This window comes from Necropsobacter massiliensis (assembly GCF_000827595.2).
Classification (GTDB): domain Bacteria; phylum Pseudomonadota; class Gammaproteobacteria; order Enterobacterales; family Pasteurellaceae; genus Necropsobacter; species Necropsobacter massiliensis.
This window is the reverse complement of sequence record NZ_LN776183.1, coordinates 414,464-433,264: the sequence shown is the minus strand read 5'-3', so window position 1 is coordinate 433,264 and position 18,801 is coordinate 414,464. Positions and strand designations below refer to the sequence as shown.

The following is an 18,801-nucleotide window of genomic DNA, read 5'->3' as shown; positions in this document are numbered from 1 at the left end:
CGGCTTTTTTATTGAATAAAAACATTATTCATTTTGTATTTCGCCCGATTTTTGTTAAAATTAGGTCGATTTTGGGGCTGATTCTGGATTCGACGGGATTAGCGAAGCCCAAGGTGCACGTCGAGGTGCGGTAGGCCTCGTAAACAAACCGCAAAAAAATAGTCGCAAACGACGAACAATACGCTTTAGCAGCTTAATAACCTGCTCATAGCCTTCTCTCCCTAGCTTCCGCTCGTAAGACGGGGATCAAGAGGAGTCAAACCCAAACGAGATCGCGTGGACGCCGCAGCTATAGGATCGAAACGCTAAATTGAAGATAGCTAGTTTATTCTTCGCGTGTCTGTCCGCAGGGGATAAATGAAATCAAAGACCAGACTAAACGTGTAGGACTGAAGGTAGAGTAATTTCGGACGGGGGTTCAACTCCCCCCAGCTCCACCAATTAATATCATAATAGACTAACAAGCCGGAATCATTGGAAAAAAGAAGTGGTTCCGGTTTTTTCTTATCAGAATTGAAAATCATATTGTTATGGTGATAACGTGGCATAGTGAAAAGTGCGATGAAACTTTGAAAAAAATCACCGCACTTTTGCTTTAGTGAGAATTAGCAGAAAACAGGTTGATCACCAAAACGCCAGCGATAATCAATCCGATACCGATGCCGCCCGCCAGATCGATTTTTTGACCGAACACAAAATAAGCCACAATCGCAGTGAGTATAATGCCCACGCCGGACCACACCGCATAGGCAATGCCTACCGGCAGGGTGCGCAGTACAATCGCCAATAAATAAAATGACAGACCATACAGCAGCAGTGCGCCGACGGTCGGTGCTGTTTTGGTAAAACCGTCGCTGGCTTTTAATAGGCTGGTTGCGATAATCTCCAGACCGATAGCGCCGCTAAGTAAAATCCAATGATTCATAATCCGCGCTTATTCCAGCCAAGTCACGATATCTTCTATTGGTTTACGGTATTTAGCTTTGATTTCCTTGGCGCGATAGCCGAACGTCACCATAACGGAAACGCCCCATTCATTCGGATCAAACGCCCCGGTTTCAGCCAGAATTCGGTTGACTTCGGCATAATTGAATCCTTCCACCGGACAGCTGTCTATTCCGATAAGCGCCGCGCCGGTCATCATATTCGCCAGTGCGATATAGGTTTGTTTGCAAGCCCAGTCAAACAGCGCGCGCTCGCTTTCCAACAGTTTCATATCCTCTGTTTGGAACGATTGATAACGCGAAATGGCTTTATTTATTTGCTCCTCATTTAGGCCGCGTTTTTCCAAAGCACGACGGAAATAGTCAGAATCATAGCGGGCATTTTTCTTCGCTAAAATCGCCACAACATAGCTGGCATCATCAATTTGTGTTGCGATTCCCCAGCCCACGGCTTTAATTTTGGCGCGAATTGCTGGGTTTTGAATTACAAGAAATTGCCAAGGTTCAGAACCTACCGAGCTCGGCGATAAACGAGCCAATTCCAGAATATACTGAAAATCTGCTTTGCTGACTTTCTTTTGCGGATCATAGTAACGAGTGGCGGCGCGGAAATGAAAGCTGTCCAACACTTGCTGTTTTGTGATTGAATTCATCGTTTTCCTCCTGTTTGAGTGATGAAAATTCGGCTTATTATAAAGGAAACGATATCCGTTGTCGGCACATCAATGATTTATTTCTGTTGAAATGAAAAATTACAAGGACTGAATACGATAGGGCATCAAAGTCAGTCCTTAAATCAGGTGCGGTTCAAAAATAAGAAAATTTCAACCGCACTTTTTGTTGCTTGACAAGAAATCAGTCAATTGCTTTAAATGGGATCGGCGTATCGGCGCGCAAATCTGTCTGTATGTCTTCGTCATCGGCATCAAGCAACGGGGCAACGGGAATTTCCGGTTTATCAAAGGCAATATCGCCTTCCACCCCCTCAATGATTTGCCCGCGCTGGATACGTTTGAAATCAAATAAAGTGGCGTCGCAAAGATGGGAAGGAACAATATGCTGCATGGCGCTGAACATGGTTTCAATTCGTCCCGGATATTGGCGATCCCATTTTTGCAGCATGTCTTTTACCACCTGACGCTGCAAATTCGGTTGCGAACCGCACAGATTACAAGGAATAATCGGGAACTGTTTTGCCGCGGCATATTTCTCAATATCTTTTTCTTTGCAATACGCCAGTGGACGAATAACAATCTGTTTGCCGTCATCACTGATCAGTTTCGGCGGCATGGATTTCAGTTTTCCGCCGTAAAACATATTTAAAAACAGGGTTTCCAGCATGTCGTCGCGGTGATGACCGAGGGCGATTTTGGTCGCGCCAAGTTCACTTGCCGTACGATATAAAATGCCGCGGCGTAAGCGGGAACACAGCGAGCAGGTGGTTTTTCCCGCCGGAATTTTTTGTTTGACGATGCCGTAGGTGTTTTCCTGCACAATGTGATATTCCACGCCGATATTTTCCAGATACTGCGGCAGAACATGTTCCGGAAAGCCCGGCTGTTTCTGATCTAAATTCACCGCCACAATATCAAAGTGAATCGGCGCACTCAGGCGCAGATTGAGCAAAATATCCAGCAGCGTATAACTGTCTTTACCGCCGGACAGGCAAACCATCACTTTATCGCCGTCTTCGATCATATTAAAATCAGCAATGGCATTGCCCACATTACGGCGTAACCGTTTTTGTAATTTGTTCAAATTATAGGTGTGTTTCTTGTCTTTTTCGCTTTGCGCGCTTGAATTCTCAGTCATCATGATAATGCTATCGGGGTTAAAAATAAAAAAGCCTGCGTATAGTAAGGGGTAATGTAGTTTTTTCCAATAAAAATATTTTATCGGCAGAAAAGTGCGGTGCGTTTTGCGCGCGTTTCGCGTTAAAATTCGCGCTATTAGATCCCTTAAAAATCCTGTATAATCAAGCGCAATTTTATGTGTATTTTTATCTAGTTGTGAGAGAAACGAAATGCTCGAAACTTCACAAACCATCCCGGAATTAGTGTCTTGGGCGAGGGAGCGCGAGTTCTCGTTGAATTTACCGACAGAACGCCTGTCTTTTTTACTTGCTATCGCCGTTTACAATAATGAACGTCTGGACGGCGAGCTGCTGGAAACCGATCTTATTGATCTTTTTCGCCATATTTCCGCCGCCTTCGAACAATCTCCGGAAACGATTTCCACCCGTGCCAACAATGCTATCAATGAATTGGTTAAACAACGCCTGTTAAACCGGTTCAGCAGCGAGTTTACCGAAGGGCTGGCAATTTACCGCCTAACCCCGCTCGGCGTTGGCGTATCCGATTATTATATCCGCCAACGCGAATTTTCCGCATTGCGTTTGTCGGTGCAGCTGTCTATCGTAGCGGACGAAATTCAACGCGCATCGGAGGCGGCGGAGGAAGACGGCGACGAACACCATTGGCGACGCAATGTATTCGCGCCGCTGAAATATTCGGTGGCAGAAATTTTCGACAGCATTGATTTTTCCCAACGCGTGATGGACGAAAATCAACAGACCATTAAAGATGAAATTGCCGAATTATTAACCAAAGACTGGCAAGCGGCCATTGCCAGTTGCGAGAAATTATTGGACGAAACCTCCGGCAATCTGCGCGAATTGCAAGATACGCTAAATGCCGCAGGTGATAAATTGCAGGCACAATTACTGCGTATTCAAAACTGTGTGATCGGGCGCAGCGACCTGTATTTTATTGACCAGCTGATTACCGATTTGCAGGCAAAACTTGATCGAATCATCAGCTGGGGACAACAGACCATCGATTTATGGATCGGCTATGACCGCCACGTACATAAATTTATTCGAACCGCAATTGATATGGATAAAAACCGCGTCTTTTCACAGCGTTTACGCCATTCCATTCATCATTATTTTGATGATCCGTGGTATTTATGGATCGCGCAAGCAGAGCGTTTGGTCGATTTGCGCGATGAAGAACTGGCACTGCGGGAGGAAGACGCGCTGGGCGAGTTGCCGGAAGCGCTGCAATATGAAAGTCTGGCGGATCTGCACGAGCAAATCGTTGAACAGATGCAGGGATTACTGATTGACTACCGTGAACACGGACGCCCAATTAATTTAAGCATGCTGTTAAAAACCCAGCTGGAACATTACCCATTGTCACGTCATTTTGACGTGGCGCGGATTATTGTGGATCAGGCGGTGCGTTTGGGTATGGCAAGCGCGGATTTGGCCGCCGTTTACCCGCAATGGGAAGCGATTAACCAGCACGGCGCGCAAGTGCAGGCGCATACGATCGATGAATATAAATAAAGAGATGAACCAATGACAGACAATCTTCAAGATATTATTTCCGTGAAACAAGCTCAGGCGCTTGCCAATCCGTTATTTCCGGAAGTGGACAGCCGGCTGCGCGCCGGCAGACATATCGGCACGGAACATTTAGATGAGCATGCGTTTTTAATGGATTTTCAATCCGAGCTGGATCAGTTTTACCGTCGTTATAATGTGGAGCTTATTCGCGCGCCGGAAGGTTTTTTCTATTTACGTCCGAAAGCCACCACACTTATCGCCCGTTCCGTGTTAAGCGAGCTGGAAATGCTGGTCGGTAAAGTGTTGTGTTATTTGTATTTAAGCCCGGAACGTTTGGCGCAGCAGGGCATTTTTACCACGCAGGAAGTGTATGACGAACTGCTGAATTTAACCGATGAGACAAAATTATTGAAAGCGGTAAACCAGCGTTCTTCCGGTTCAGATCTGGATAAACAAAAACTGGCAGAAAAAGTGCGTGCTGCGCTAAATCGCTTGCGTCGGCTGGGCATGATTTATACCATCGGCGAACAGCACGGCGGCAAATTTACCATTTCGGAAGCGGTATTTCGTTTCGGCGCGGAAGTGCGTGCCGGTGATGATCCGCGCGAAGCCCAGTTACGTCTGATTCGCGATGGGGAAGCCGCAACGCCGGCGTCGTTGCAACTGGAAAAAAGTGCGGTGGAAAAAACGGAAGAATCTGATGATGCCGATGAACAACTGCAAGATGATGGGGAAGAAGAATAATGTCTGACATGCTGGAACTGGAAAATAATATGCAAATGCCTGAAAACCGACAAACGCCACTATCCGGCGCTGAAGCGTCGGTAGGTCATTCTCCGGAACGGGGAAAATTCCGCTCGCTCACGCTGATCAATTGGAACGGTTTTTTTGCCCGCACTTTTGATCTGGATGAACTGGTCACTACACTTTCCGGCGGCAACGGGGCAGGTAAGTCCACCACCATGGCGGGATTTGTGACTGCGCTGATTCCCGATTTAACATTACTGCATTTTCGCAATACCACCGAAGCCGGCTCCACCGGCGGCTCGCGTGATAAAGGTCTGCACGGCAAATTGCGTCCGGGGGTCTGTTATGCCGCATTGGATACCATCAATTCCCGGCATCAGCGCGTGTTGGTTGGGGTGCGGTTGCAGCAGGTTGCCGGGCGCGATAAAAAAGTGGATATCAAAACCTTTTCCATTCAGGGCTTGGAACTATCCTTAAATCCGACAGCGGTGTTTACCGATGCCGTCGGTGAGCGTCAGGCGCGGGTGCTCAATCTAAACGAATTAAAAGATAAAATTGAAGCGCTCGGTGCGCAGTTCAAACAATATCATTCTATCGGTGATTACCATTCTATGATGTTTGATCTCGGCATTATTCCGAAGCGCCTGCGTTCTTCCTCTGATCGCAGCAAATTTTATAAACTGATTGAAGCCTCCCTCTACGGCGGGATTTCCAGTGCAATCACCCGTTCTCTACGCGATTATCTGCTGCCGGAAAACCTCGGCGTGCGCAAAGCCTTTCAGGATATGGAAAGCGCATTGCGTGAAAACCGCATGACCCTTGAGGCGATTAAAGTTACTCAGTCGGATCGTGATTTATTCAAACATCTGATCACCGAAACCACCAACTACGTAGCGTCTGATTATATGCGTAATGCCAATGAACGCCGCGGTAATATTGAAAGTGCGCTGACATTCCGCAAAGATTGGTATCGCGCCAAAGGGGAGCAGGATGTATCGCAGCATCGTCTGGTGGATCTCAGCCGCGAGGCGGCGGAACTGGCCGAAAACGAACGCACGCTGGAGGTGGATCACCAAAGTGCGGCAGATCACCTGAATTTAGTGCTGAATGCACTGCGTCATCAGGAAAAAATCACCCGTTATCACGAAGATATCGCCGCATTGCGGGAAAAATTAGAAGAGCAGAAAGCTGCGCTGGAAGAAGCCGGCGAGCAACAAGCCGAAAGTCAGGCGCGCTTTGAACAGACCGAGCAAGAAGTGGATCAATTGCGCGGTCAGCTGGCGGACTATCAACAGGCATTGGATGCTCAACAAACCCGTGCGCTGCAATATCAGCAAGCGATACAGGCGCTGGAAAAAGCCAAGCAACTATGCGGGCTGCCAGATCTGGCGGTGAAAAACGTAGATGAGTATTACGCCGAATTTGTCGAGCAAGCCGAAGAAGTCACCCACAACGTGTTGGATTTTGAGCAGAAAATGTCTATTTCGGCGGCGGCGAAATCACAGTTTGACAAAGCTTATCAGTTAGTGTGCAGCGTTGTCGGCGAACTGCCGCGTGACGATGCCTGGGAAAGCGCTAAAGCCTTGTTGCGCGATTATCCGACGCAACGCATTCAGGCGCAACAAACACCGCAGCTGCGAGCCAAACTGCACGAGCTGGAACAGCGTCTTGCACAGCAACAAAGTGCGGTGCGTTTATTGCAAGATTTTAATCAACGCGCCGATTTAGCGCTGGCCACGGCAGAGGAACTGGAAGACTACCATGCCGAGCAAGAAAACCTGCTGGAAGAGCTCAATGCCGAGTTGTCCGAACAAGTGGAAAGCCGCTCGACGCTGCGACAAAAACGCGAACAACTGACCGCACTTTATCATGACAATGCCAATAAAGCGCCGGCATGGCTGACCGCACAGGCAGCGCTGGAACGGTTGCGGGAGCAAAGCGGCGAACAATTTGCCGACAGTCAGGATGTGATGAATTTCATGCAGAACCTGTTGGTGAAAGAACGCGAATTAACGATTCAGCGTGATCAGTTGGAACAAAAACGTCAACAACTGGACGAACAAATTTCTCGCTTAAGTCAGCCGGACGGTTCGGAAGATGCCCGTTTAAATATGCTGGCGGAACGTTTTGGCGGCGTATTGCTGTCCGAGCTTTACGACGATGTGCCGTTTGAAGATGCGCCGTATTTTTCCGCCTTGTATGGACCGGCGCGTCATGCCATTGTGGTGCGCGATCTGAATGCGGTGAAAGCACAGTTGGCACAATTGGAAGACTGCCCAGACGATTTATATTTGATTGAAGGCGATCCGGCGGCTTTTGACGACAGCGTATTAGCGGCGCAGGAATTGGAACTGGGTGTTGTCGTTCAAGTGTCCGAGCGCGAACTACGCTATTCAAAATTCCCGGAAATTCCACTGTTCGGTCGCGCTGCACGAGAAAAGCATTTGGACGCCTTACAGTTACAGCGCGAAGAAGTGGCGGAGCAGTATGCCCAACGCGCTTTTGAGGTACAGAAATGTCAGCGCTTGCACGAGCATTTCGGTCAGTTCGTTGGTCTGCATTTAGCCTTAGCATTCCAGCCGAACCCGGAAACGCGAATGGCGGAAATTAACCGTGAACGTACAGATATCGAGCGTGAACTCAATCAGCTTGCCAGTGATGAACAGCAAATTCGCCTTCGCCTTGATAACACCAAAGAAAAAATCCAGTTATTGAACAAACTTGTTCCGCAGCTGGGCTTACTTGCCGATGACGATTTGCCGGATCGTATTGACGAATGTCGTGAACAGCTGGATGCGGCAGAACAGGATGAGATTTTTATTCGCCGACACGGCGAGACGTTGTCACAACTGGAACCGATTGCCAATACGCTGCAAAGCGATCCGGAAAATTATGAACGTTTGAAAGCCGATTACGAACAGGCGCTCAGCCGGCAAAAACAACTGCAACAGCGTGTTTTTGCCTTGGCTGATGTGGCACAGCGTAAAAATCACTTCAGTTATGAGGAAACGGTAAAATCGGAAACCTCCGAACTGAACGAACAACTGCGCGCCAGACTGGAGCAGGTACAGCAGCAGCGGGAACAGCAGCGCGAACAGGTACGCCAGAAACAAGTTCGTTTCACCCAGTACAATCAGGTTTATATTGAACTGCGTAGTGCCTATGAAGAAAAAAATAAAATGCTGAATGAACTGATTGACGAAATCAGTCAACTCGGCGTGCGTGCTGACGACGGTGCGGAAGAACGAGCCAGAGCGCGCCGCGATGAATTATCGCAGCAGTTGTCCATCAGCCGCCAGCGGCGCACTTATATTGAAAAACAATTAACCTTAATTGAAAGCGAAAGCGAAAACCTCAACCGTCGGATCCGCAAAGCGGAACGTGATTACAAAACCCAGCGCGAACTGGTGGTTGCCGCCAAAGCCAGCTGGTGTGCGGTATTGCGTTTATCGCGCAACAGTGATGTGGAAAAACGCCTAAACCGCCGCGAACTGGCGTATTTATCGGCGGACGAGCTGCGTTCCATGTCGGATAAAGCCTTGGGGGCATTACGTACGGCGGTCGCCGACAACGAATATTTGCGCGACGCATTGCGCATTTCCGAAGACAGCCGTAAACCGGAAAACAAAGTGCGGTTCTTTATCGCGGTATATCAGCATTTGCGCGAACGTATCCGCCAAGACATCATCAAAACCGATGATCCGATTGATGCGATTGAACAAATGGAAATCGAGCTTTCCCGCTTAACCGACGAATTAACCGGGCGTGAGAAAAAATTGGCGATCAGCGCCGAAAGCGTGGCGAATATTATGCGTAAAACCATTCAGCGCGAACAAAATCGTATCCGCATGTTGAATCAAGGATTGCAGAATATTGCGTTCGGTCAGGTAAAATCCGTGCGTTTGGTGGTCAATATCCGTGATACTCACGCCATGCTGCTGGATGCGCTTTCCGGCAATCAGGACGATTATCAGGATCTGTTCAGCGACAACCGTATTACCTTCTCGGAAGCTATCGCAAAATTATATCAACGCCTAAATCCGCACATTGATATGGGACAACGCACTGCGCAAACTATCGGCGAAGAATTGTTGGATTACCGCAATTATTTAGATCTCGAAGTGGAAGTCTATCGCGGTGCCGACGGCTGGTTGCGTGCGGAAAGCGGTGCATTGTCCACCGGCGAAGCGATTGGTACGGGGATGTCTATCCTGTTAATGGTGGTACAAAGCTGGGAAGAGGAAAGTCGCCGTATCCGCGGCAAGGATATCGTGCCGTGCCGCTTGTTATTCCTCGACGAAGCCGCCCGTCTGGACGCAAAATCCATTTCAACCCTGTTTGAACTATGCGAACGTCTGGATATGCAGCTTCTCATCGCCGCACCGGAAAACATCAGCCCGGAAAAAGGCACCACGTATAAACTGGTGCGTAAAATTTCCGGCAATCAGGAACACGTCCACGTCGTCGGATTACGCGGATTCGGCGCGACGGAGTAGTTTCGCATAAAAGTGCGGTTGAAAATTTCGGGGTTATGCAATAATTGCATAAAACCCGAAATTTATTGTTTGTCCAAAAACTATAAATTATTCAATATATAACCTCTTATCAATAAAGGAGCATTTATGCACTACCTCATTTTTGCCATTCTTTGCAGTGTTGCGGTTTCCGTGTTGTTAAAAGTGGCGCGTAAGAAAAATATTGTGATTGAACAAGCGATTGCGTTTAATTATATTGTAGCACTTTCTTTGGCGTATTTTCTGCTGAAGCCTGATTTCAAGGGGCTAGGATTTACCGATTTTATCCTACAAAGCGAACATGCGCCGATTTTTCTCGCATTGGGGATTTTGTTGCCCTCGGTGTTTATTATTATGTCCAAGGCGGTGGAATTCGCCGGGATTGTGCGTTCCGATGCGGCGCAGCGTTTATCACTGTTTTTGCCGATTTTGGCGGCATTTCTGATTTTCGGTGAGCAGCTCAGTCAATCGCGCCTAATCGGGATTATTCTGGCGTTTTCCGCGCTGTTTTGTTTGCTTTCCAAACCGACTCAGACTATGCACGGCAGCACAGCAAAAGGCGTTGTTAGCCTGATTCTGGTGTGGCTGGGTTATGGGGTGATTGACATTCTGTTCAAGCAGATTGCCAAAATGGGCGGGGCATTTCCGACCACCTTATTTATTGCTTTCGTACTGGCCGCCTGTGTGATGTTTATCTACTTATTGCTGAAACGTACACAATGGACAACCCCAAGTTTGCTCGGCGGGATCATTCTGGGGGGATTGAATTTTATGAATATTCTGTTTTATATCAAGGCACATCAGAGTTTTAATGAAAATCCGACGCTGGTTTTTGCCGGTATGAATGTTGGCGTGATCTGCCTGGGCACCTTGGTCGGCGCCGTAGTATTTAAAGAGAAAATCAGTAAAATCAATGGAGTAGGGATTCTGCTCGGTATTGCGTCGATTATTTGTTTATTCTATTTAGAGACTATTCTGGCTTAGAGCGCATTGTGATGTACAACGATTTTTCATTTTTTATTTACGACTACGAAAGTTTCGGCGTCAATCCGGCGACGGATCGCCCGGCGCAATTTGCTGGCATTCGCACCGATAGTGATTTCAATATTATCGGCGAGCCGGTGATACTGTATTGTAAACAAACCAATGACTATCTACCAGCGCCGGAAGCGGTGCTGCTGACCGGTATTACGCCGCAGCATTGCAATGAGCACGGGCTGCCCGAGCCGGAATTCGCGGCACGAATTTTGCAAGAATTCAGCCGACCGAATACCTGCGTAATGGGCTTTAATAATATTCGTTATGATGATGAAATGACGCGCTATACGTTTTATCGTAATTTTATTGATCCCTACGAATACAGCTGGAAAAACGGCAACTCGCGCTGGGATTTGCTGGATGTGGTGCGCGCCTGTTATGCATTGCGCCCCGACGGCATTCACTGGCCTTTGGACGAGGTGGGGATGCCGTCTTTTCGTTTGGAAAATTTAACGCGCGCCAACGGTATTGAACACAGTAATGCACATGATGCGATGGCGGATGTGTACGCCACCATTGAAATGGCGAAATTAATCAAACGAAAGCAGCCCAAACTGTATCAGTATTTTTTTGAGAATCGCGGCAAAAAAGAGATTGAAAAGCTAATTAATACCGCAGAAATGACACCGTTGGTGCATGTTTCCGGCATGTTAGGCAATTATCGCGGCAATACCACGTGGATCGCGCCGTTGGCATGGCATCCGACCAATCAAAATGCGCTGATTGTCTGTGATTTAGACAGTAACATTGCCGATTTACTGCACAAAAGTGCGGTCGAATTACAACGGAATTTATACACGAAAAAAACTGAACTGGAAGAACGCGGCGTGCTGCCGGTGCCGTTAAAACTGGTGCATATCAATAAATGCCCGATTGTTGCGCCAGCAAAAACATTGCTGCCGCAAACCGCTGCGCGCTTAGGCATCGACCGTGAACACTGTTTGGAAAATTTGAAAAAACTGCGTGCCTCAACAACAATTCGCGAGAAAGTAATAGAAATTTTTACTGATGATCGGTCATTTGAACCGAGCGATAATGTAGAAACTGAGCTTTATAGCGGCTTTTTTAATTACAATGATAAAAATAACATGGCAATTCTGCGCGAGTTGCCGCCGGAAAAATTAGCCGACAGCGGTTTAACCTTTCAGGATCAACGTATTCCGGAATTGTTATTCCATTACCGCGCCAGACATTTTTATAAAACCTTAACCCGTGCCGAGCAAGTAAAATGGGATAAATATCGCTGGCAGAAACTGGAAAAAAGTGCGGTGGAATTTCAGCAAAGTTTACAGCATTTGGTGGAAGAATATGCCGAGCAGCCTGAAAAACTGGCATTATTGCAACAAGTGTATGAATATGGTGTGCGATTGTTGGGATAAATGCCGCAATAAAAAGTGCGGTGCAAAAACCGATAGTTTTTCTCGTTTATACTTTCCAACCTAAAGAACGTTGATAATGAAACTGTGAAGATAACATTCACAGTTTCATTTTTACTTATTCCGCTAATTCGGTTTGTTCATGCGCCATTAATTCCTGTCCCACGTCATCCAGCAGGCTGAGATAGCGTTCATATTGGGTCAAAATATCGGCGATCAGTTCGTTGCGAGTCATATACTGCACATCATAACCGGTTCTGCCATCGAAGAAATAAGTGATCGGCTGGTAGGTCATTGTGTGCTGAATATGCGGCAGATGATCATCGTCAATCAATTGTTCGGAAACTTCATGCCCGACCGATTTGATACCGTACATAAAATCACGCATCGATTCTTTTTTGATAATAATTTCAACACAAGGTTCTTCTGCGTCAAGATCTTGTACCACATCAACATTCAGGTTATGTACGCCAATCAACTCCTGACGCAGCTCGCGCATGGCAGGTAATGCCGTTTGTTTCAGGAATTTTAAAATATCTTTCTCCTGTGTCTGATTCAGCATTTGACCTAAGCGGGCTTTCCAGGTATCGCCGTTCCAAAATATGCTGGTCGGTGTGATCTGCGTTTCAAAATATTTTTTATCAATGGAAAGCCCTTTCCACAAACTGAAACACATAATCAGCATTAACACGGCGAAGGGGAGTGCCACAATCAGCGTCATCGTTTGTAAGGTAGCCAAACCGCCGGCCTTCAGCAAAACGATAGCTACAATTGAGATCAAGATGCCCCAGCTTGCAGCCTGCCAACGCGGCGCTAGCAAACTTTTGTCACGGGAAGCCATGTTGTTTAAAACATAAATACCCGAGTCCGCTGAAGTAATAAAGAACAATGAGATCACAAGTAGCGCAACGATGCCGGTTAATGTGGGTAACGGTAAAAATTCCAGAAATTTGAATAATAATTTTTCCGGTGTTGCGGTCATCTCATGCAAAATACCGCCTGCGACATGGAAATCGAGCCATAGCGCGCTGTTGCCAAAAATCGTAAACCATAATACGCAGAATAAACTCGGTACCGCCAACACGCCGAAAATAAATTCGCGGATTGTGCGACCGCGAGAAATACGGGCAATAAATAAACCGACAAACGGCGCCCACGAACACCACCATGCCCAATATAAAATCGTCCAACCGGTAAACCAACCAGTGTTTTCAGGTTCATAGGCATAGGTTTTAAAACTGAGTTCAATCAGATTGCTTAAATACGTGCCTAAATTGTCGCTGAAGGTGGCGAATAAATACAGCGTCGGTCCAGTAAATAAGACGAAAAGCATCAAGCAAATCGCTAAGGTGAGATTAATTTCGCTTAAAATTTTAACCCCTTTGCCTACACCTGAAATCGCAGACATAATCGCCAGCGCCATAACCACGATGATAATTCCCACCTGAATTGAAAAATTACTGTGGCTTAACCAGCCGAGCTGCTCCAAACCGGCACCTAATTGTGTGGCGCCGAATCCCAGTGTGGTGATAATACCAAACAGGGTAGCAATAAGCGCCATAATATCGATAATATCGCCGGCTCTACCGTTAATACGTTCTTTTAATAAAGGATAAAAACATGAACGCAGGGCTAAAGGCAGCTTATAGCGAAAACCGAAATAGGCGAGCGATAAGGCGATAACCGCATAAACTGCCCACGCGTGCATGCCCCAGTGAAAAAAGGTATGCAAGAGGGCTTCTTGCTGCTTATGTTCCACATCACCGGTCGTAATTGAAGAAAAAGAGTGAATCAGCGGTTCGGCAACGCCAAAGAACATTAAACCGACCCCCATCCCTGCGGCAAATAGCATCGCTACCCAAGACGGAAATGAAAATTCGGGTTCTTCTTCATCAGCGCCCAATTTGATGTTACCGAGGCTACTGATAGACAGAATCAACAAAAAACAAAGAAAGACGGAAAAAGCCAGAATATAAAACCAACTGAAATTGGTAAAGATCCCTGATTTTGCCCAGTCTAGCACCGATGTCGTTTGCTCCGGCACAATTAATGTCGCCAATACCAGCAAAACGACGAGCATTACCGTTGTACTGATGACAAACGGATTAAACGACGATTTTTGCTGAATAAGTTTTGAAAAAAACAAAACGATTATACTCCTATACGTGTCAATAATTATTTATGCCAAAATCATGATGTACCGCAGAACGTTCGATGCTGCGCGAACACAATAATTTATCTTAAAATAAAAACTTAATAATCAATAAGATATGATATTAGCGATACTGTCGCAGCTCTGTGTGATTGAACCTACGTCATGTACGAATTGAACGAAATTGCCTATATCATTTCTAAAAAATGCGCGGCATTATAACATAAAGTTATTAAAATTTTTATTCTTTTAAATAATAAGCTGTTAGGGTACTCAATAAGGGTTAAAGTGATTTTCACACGTGGCGGATCAGCAAATTTTAACGAATTGTTAATATCGGGCTATTGATATGGCGTCCATATTTTTAAATATTAAAAAGTAGCGTGATTTGCCGCGACAGATTTTGTGACATCGTCACTAAGATAACATCACTAAGGTAAAATATTAAATAAAGGTTGATTAGGTATTTCAAATTTAAAATCCAGATATTTTAGTCCTTATTTATTCTCAGATAACAGCCGACATCCGAGATACCTTTATTATCATTCCTTTCTATACCTTGAGCATAAACAGCTTATCTAAAAATTGCGGGTTCTAGGGGAGGCTGAAAAAAGACTTCTACAAATGTGACGTTAATATATCTTTTATTTAACATAATATACATTATGCGAAATTAGTTATGCGGTTAGCGAGAACTACGTATTATATAAATCACAAGCTTATGCACAAGTCACATTTATCAGTCAAGCAAGACAAATCAATACAAAATCACACAGTGTCACAGGCTTTTCGAAAGGTTTATTCAATAATCAATCGTAATGTCAAGGCTATGTAAATAAAAAAATTAACGGTTTAATTAATAGAATTTTGACGTCGCTACGTAAAATCTGAGGTTTATGTCAGTATTTTCTCTCTCGTTTTTTCTCTACTTTTTTCTACATTGATTTTTATTTTTTAGAATAATGATCGGATCACTGAAAGTACTATGTATTGGTGAATTAAATATTAGGATGAAGTGCGGTTAAAAATATTTTATTTTTTTGACCGCACTTTTTTCTAGCTATTGGCTTATGAAAGTGACATCGTCACTCGAATGTATTGCCGTTCTTAGAAGTCCATTTGAAAATTGTGAGTATTATCACAAAAGCAAAAAACGGCAGTTGACTTGCAACATATTGATTGCTAAATCTTAACAACCCCTTTACATTGAGGACTATACCATGAAATTTAAACTGTCAAAGTCATATAGTAAACTTCGTAGAGATATCACCTCTTACTATCGTATTGATGAAAAAACCGCCATTGACGCCTTGCAGCAAACGATTAATTTCACGCCGGAACAAGAAGCGCGCATACACAACAATGCAGTCGCACTGATTAACAAGGTTCGTAATATCAAAAAAAATCAATATGGTGTGGATGCCCTGATGCAGGAATTTTCACTGGGCGATGATGAAGGCATTGCGTTAATGTGTCTGGCGGAAGCCTTATTACGCATTCCGGACAATCAAACCCGTGACGAATTAATTCATGATAAGCTGAAAGAAGGTGATTGGAAATCGCACATCGGTAAGTCCTCTTCCCTCTTTATTAACGCCGCAGGATACGGACTTTTGCTCGGTAAAAAAGTCAGTCAAACCTTTGACGAAAATGATTTGTCCAATGCGTTGACCCGCAGTTTTGCGCGTTTGTCGGCGCCCGTTATGCGGCTTGCGATGATAAGAGCCATGAAAATTCTGGGCGAACAGTTCGTTACCGGCACCGACATTGCCAGCGCGCTAAAACGGGTACAAAAACGCATTGCCAAGGGTTACGCTTATTCCTTCGATATGCTTGGCGAAGCGGCAATGACAAAAGCCGACGCTCAGCGTTATTTTCAGGATTATCTACAGGCGATTACCGTTGTCGGCAATGAGTCGAAACAACGTGATATTTATCGTTCAAACAGCGTATCGGTAAAACTCTCCGCCATTCATCCGCGTTACAGTCGGGCGCAATATGATCGCGTTATGGACGAACTGTATCCTAAGTTAAAACAACTGTTTGTTACCGCCAAAGAATATGACATCAGCGTTAACATTGATGCTGAAGAAGCTAATCGCCTTGAGCTGTCATTGGATTTAATCGAAAAATTATTGGACGAGCCGGAGTTAAAAGGTTATCGCGGAATCGGATTTGTGGTACAGGCCTATTCCAAACGCTGCCCTAAGGTGATTGATTACCTCATTTCGCTGGCAAGAGAAAAACAAGCCTATTTGATGATAAGACTGGTGAAAGGCGCTTATTGGGACAGCGAAATCAAATGGGCACAAACCGACGGTTTAGACGGTTTTCCGCTATATACCAGAAAAAATCATTCCGATATTTCTTATATCGCCTGTGCCAAAAAACTGCTGGATGCGCAAGATGTGATTTATCCGCAATTTGCGACGCATAACGTGCAAACTCTTTGTACTGTTTATGAACTCGGTCAGGATAAAAAATACGAATTTCAATGTTTGCACGGAATGGGTGAAACGCTGTATGACAATATCATCGGCAAAGAAAATTTCGATCGCTTAGTTCGTGTTTATGCGCCGGTGGGAACGCATGAAACCCTGCTCGCTTACTTAGTCCGCCGTTTATTGGAAAACGGTGCCAATTCATCTTTCGTACATCAGTTAGTGAACGAAACCATTCCGGCCGAACAGTTAGTCACGCCGCCGTGGAAACGCTATGCCGAATCACAAGGGCACAGTAACAAAGCGGTGCGGCACCCGCTGGCATTGTTTAGCGATCGGCAAAATTCTGCCGGGTTTGATTTAACCAACGAGCTGACCTTGGAACAGCTGGAACAGGCATTTAACCAAGCCGATATTCCGCCGGCGAAATCCTTGGTCGCATTTGCTGAGGAGAATTGTCACGATGCAGCGCATCAGGTCCTCAACCCAGCGGATTTGCAACAATCAGTGGGCGATGTTGCATTTTTCAATAAAGCCTATTTAGACAAGGTATTTTCAAGCGCAAAAAGCAGCGACTGGCGACTAAAAAGTGCGGTGGAAAAAGCCACAATTTTACGCAAAACCGCTGATTTATATGAACAAAACTATGGCTTATTGATGAAATTATCGGTACTGGAAGCCGGTAAAACCCTGCCGAATGCGATTGCGGAATTACGTGAGGCAGTAGATTTTTTACGTTATTACAGTGTGCAAATTGAGCAACTGGAAAAAGAAAACAAACTTGCGCCGCCACGCGGAACCGCACTGTGTATTTCACCTTGGAATTTCCCGTTGGCAATCTTTACCGGGCAAATTGCCGCGTCATTGGCGGCCGGCAACGCCGTTGTGGCCAAACCCGCAGAACAAACCTCGCTGATTGCCTGTGCCGCCACTAATCTGTTTTATCAAGCCGGACTGCCCCGCTCTGCTCTGCAACTTATTCTGGGCGCCGGAGACATTGGTGCGGAATTGGTCAAATATCCTTTTGATGCGGTAGTCTTTACCGGTTCGACAGAAGTGGCAAAATCCATTAACGCACAACTGGCGCAAGCCGAGCACGACCCGGTATTGATTGCCGAAACCGGCGGGCAAAATGTGTTGGTGGTCGATTCCTCCGCTTTATCGGAACAAGTTACCGCTGATGTGCTGAGTTCGGCGTTTGATTCCGCCGGTCAGCGCTGTTCCGCACTGAGGATTTTGTTATTGCAGGAGGATGTTGCGGATAAACTCTATACGATGATTAGCGAGGCGATGCAGGAGCTGAGCGTGGGCAATCCGGCATTATTGGCAACGGATATCGGCCCGGTGATAGATAATGAAGCGAAACAAAATCTGGAAAATCATAAAGCTTTAATGCGTCAAATTGCCCGCCGTTACGTGGAATTGGAAACACCGACTCAAGGGCATTATGTGGCGCCTGCCGCCTATTGGCTGGATAATCTGGATCAATTGACACGTGAAGTGTTCGGTCCGATTTTGCATATCATTACTTATCGTAAAGATGAATTAGGCAAGCTATTGGCTGCCGTTAATGCCAAAGGGTATGCACTGACCGGCGGTTGCCACAGCCGTATCCGCAAGCAGATCAGTTTTGTAGAAAATCACCTAAACTGCGGTAATTTTTATGTTAACCGTAATATTGTCGGCGCAGTGGTCGGCGTGCAACCTTTTGGCGGTCACGGACTGTCCGGCACCGGGCCAAAAGCTGGCGGCGAGTTTTACTTACAGCGGCTAACCAGCACTGCCCAATATCACAGTCAGTTCGGCGATGCCGATGCCTTATTGACAGCAAAACCGGTACTGGACAGCATTACCGGGGAAGAAAATACGCTGGCATACTTACCTTGTGAGGTTGCTATTTTAAACGGAGATGCCGTGCAAGCCGAACAAGCGGCACAAAAATTGCTCAAACACGGTTTTTCCGTTTTGCTGCAACCTGAGCATCCGTTGGCAAAACAAGGCGCCTTAGACGGTGTGCGCGTATCGACTGATTTCGAACATTGTCAAAAAGGCGTATTTTTGACCGCACTAAGCAAAGAACAGAGATTATGGCATGCGCAACATCATCGTGCGATTTTTAAATGTTATGATTGGCGTGACACTCAGGATATTATGCCGCTGTATGATGAGTTCTCACGCAGTGAAAATACCACCGCGGCAGGCGGAAATGCTTCCTTAATGGCGGCGCAGGAACAATAACA

General features: G+C 46.0%; 10 protein-coding genes and 1 other RNA gene. 7 read left to right on the top strand and 4 right to left on the bottom strand.

What is annotated here, in order from left to right:
* Positions 1 to 73: 73 nt before the first annotated feature.
* Positions 74 to 440: a transfer-messenger RNA gene (gene ssrA, locus BN3349_RS05855) on the top strand.
* A gap of 155 nt (positions 441 to 595) precedes the next feature.
* On the opposite strand, the gene BN3349_RS05850 is transcribed toward ssrA, so the two are convergent.
* The 3 genes from BN3349_RS05850 to ttcA form a co-directional block, all read right to left on the bottom strand.
* Positions 596 to 925, bottom strand: coding sequence for a DMT family transporter (locus BN3349_RS05850; RefSeq protein ID WP_040976403.1), 330 nt, complete (start codon positions 923 to 925; stop codon positions 596 to 598).
* A 9-nt stretch (positions 926 to 934) separates the two neighbouring features.
* A complete protein-coding gene (locus BN3349_RS05845; RefSeq protein WP_040976402.1) occupies positions 935 to 1,597 on the bottom strand; it encodes an NAD(P)H-dependent oxidoreductase in 663 nt (220 codons plus the stop codon).
* Positions 1,598 to 1,799: 202 nt separating this feature from the next.
* Positions 1,800 to 2,756: a tRNA 2-thiocytidine(32) synthetase TtcA gene (gene ttcA, locus BN3349_RS05840; protein WP_101430484.1), complete on the bottom strand. Its 957-nt coding sequence runs from the start codon at positions 2,754 to 2,756 to the stop codon at positions 1,800 to 1,802.
* Positions 2,757 to 2,967: 211 nt separating this feature from the next.
* Between ttcA and mukF the strand changes: the two genes are divergently transcribed.
* The 5 genes from mukF to sbcB all read left to right on the top strand — a co-directional run bounded on the left by mukF (position 2,968) and on the right by sbcB (position 11,971).
* Positions 2,968 to 4,293, top strand: a complete 1,326-nt coding sequence (gene mukF / locus BN3349_RS05835; protein ID WP_040976400.1) for a chromosome partition protein MukF — start codon at positions 2,968 to 2,970, stop codon at positions 4,291 to 4,293.
* 12 nt (positions 4,294 to 4,305) lie between these two features.
* Entirely contained in the window at positions 4,306 to 5,037 is a 732-nt protein-coding gene (gene mukE / locus BN3349_RS05830) for a chromosome partition protein MukE (protein WP_040976399.1), read from the top strand.
* Entirely contained in the window at positions 5,037 to 9,536 is a 4,500-nt protein-coding gene (gene mukB / locus BN3349_RS05825; RefSeq protein ID WP_040976398.1) for a chromosome partition protein MukB, read from the top strand. The genes mukE and mukB overlap by 1 nt, the downstream gene beginning before the upstream one ends.
* Positions 9,537 to 9,662: 126 nt before the next feature.
* Positions 9,663 to 10,538 (top strand): hypothetical protein, encoded by an 876-nt coding sequence (locus BN3349_RS05820; protein WP_040976397.1) that lies wholly within the window; start codon positions 9,663 to 9,665, stop codon positions 10,536 to 10,538.
* Positions 10,539 to 10,549: 11 nt separating this feature from the next.
* Complete coding sequence (gene sbcB / locus BN3349_RS05815; protein WP_040976396.1) at positions 10,550 to 11,971, top strand: exodeoxyribonuclease I; 1,422 nt, start codon at positions 10,550 to 10,552, stop codon at positions 11,969 to 11,971.
* 115 nt (positions 11,972 to 12,086) lie between these two features.
* Here the strand turns inward: sbcB and BN3349_RS05810 are convergent, their stop codons facing one another.
* On the bottom strand, positions 12,087 to 14,114 hold the full coding sequence (locus BN3349_RS05810; RefSeq protein ID WP_040976395.1) for a BCCT family transporter: 2,028 nt from the start codon (positions 14,112 to 14,114) through the stop codon (positions 12,087 to 12,089).
* Between the two features lie 1,226 nt (positions 14,115 to 15,340).
* On the opposite strand from BN3349_RS05810, the gene putA reads away from it, so the two are divergent.
* Positions 15,341 to 18,799: a bifunctional proline dehydrogenase/L-glutamate gamma-semialdehyde dehydrogenase PutA gene (gene putA / locus BN3349_RS05805; RefSeq protein WP_040976394.1), complete on the top strand. Its 3,459-nt coding sequence runs from the start codon at positions 15,341 to 15,343 to the stop codon at positions 18,797 to 18,799.
* Positions 18,800 to 18,801: the final 2 nt, after the last annotated feature.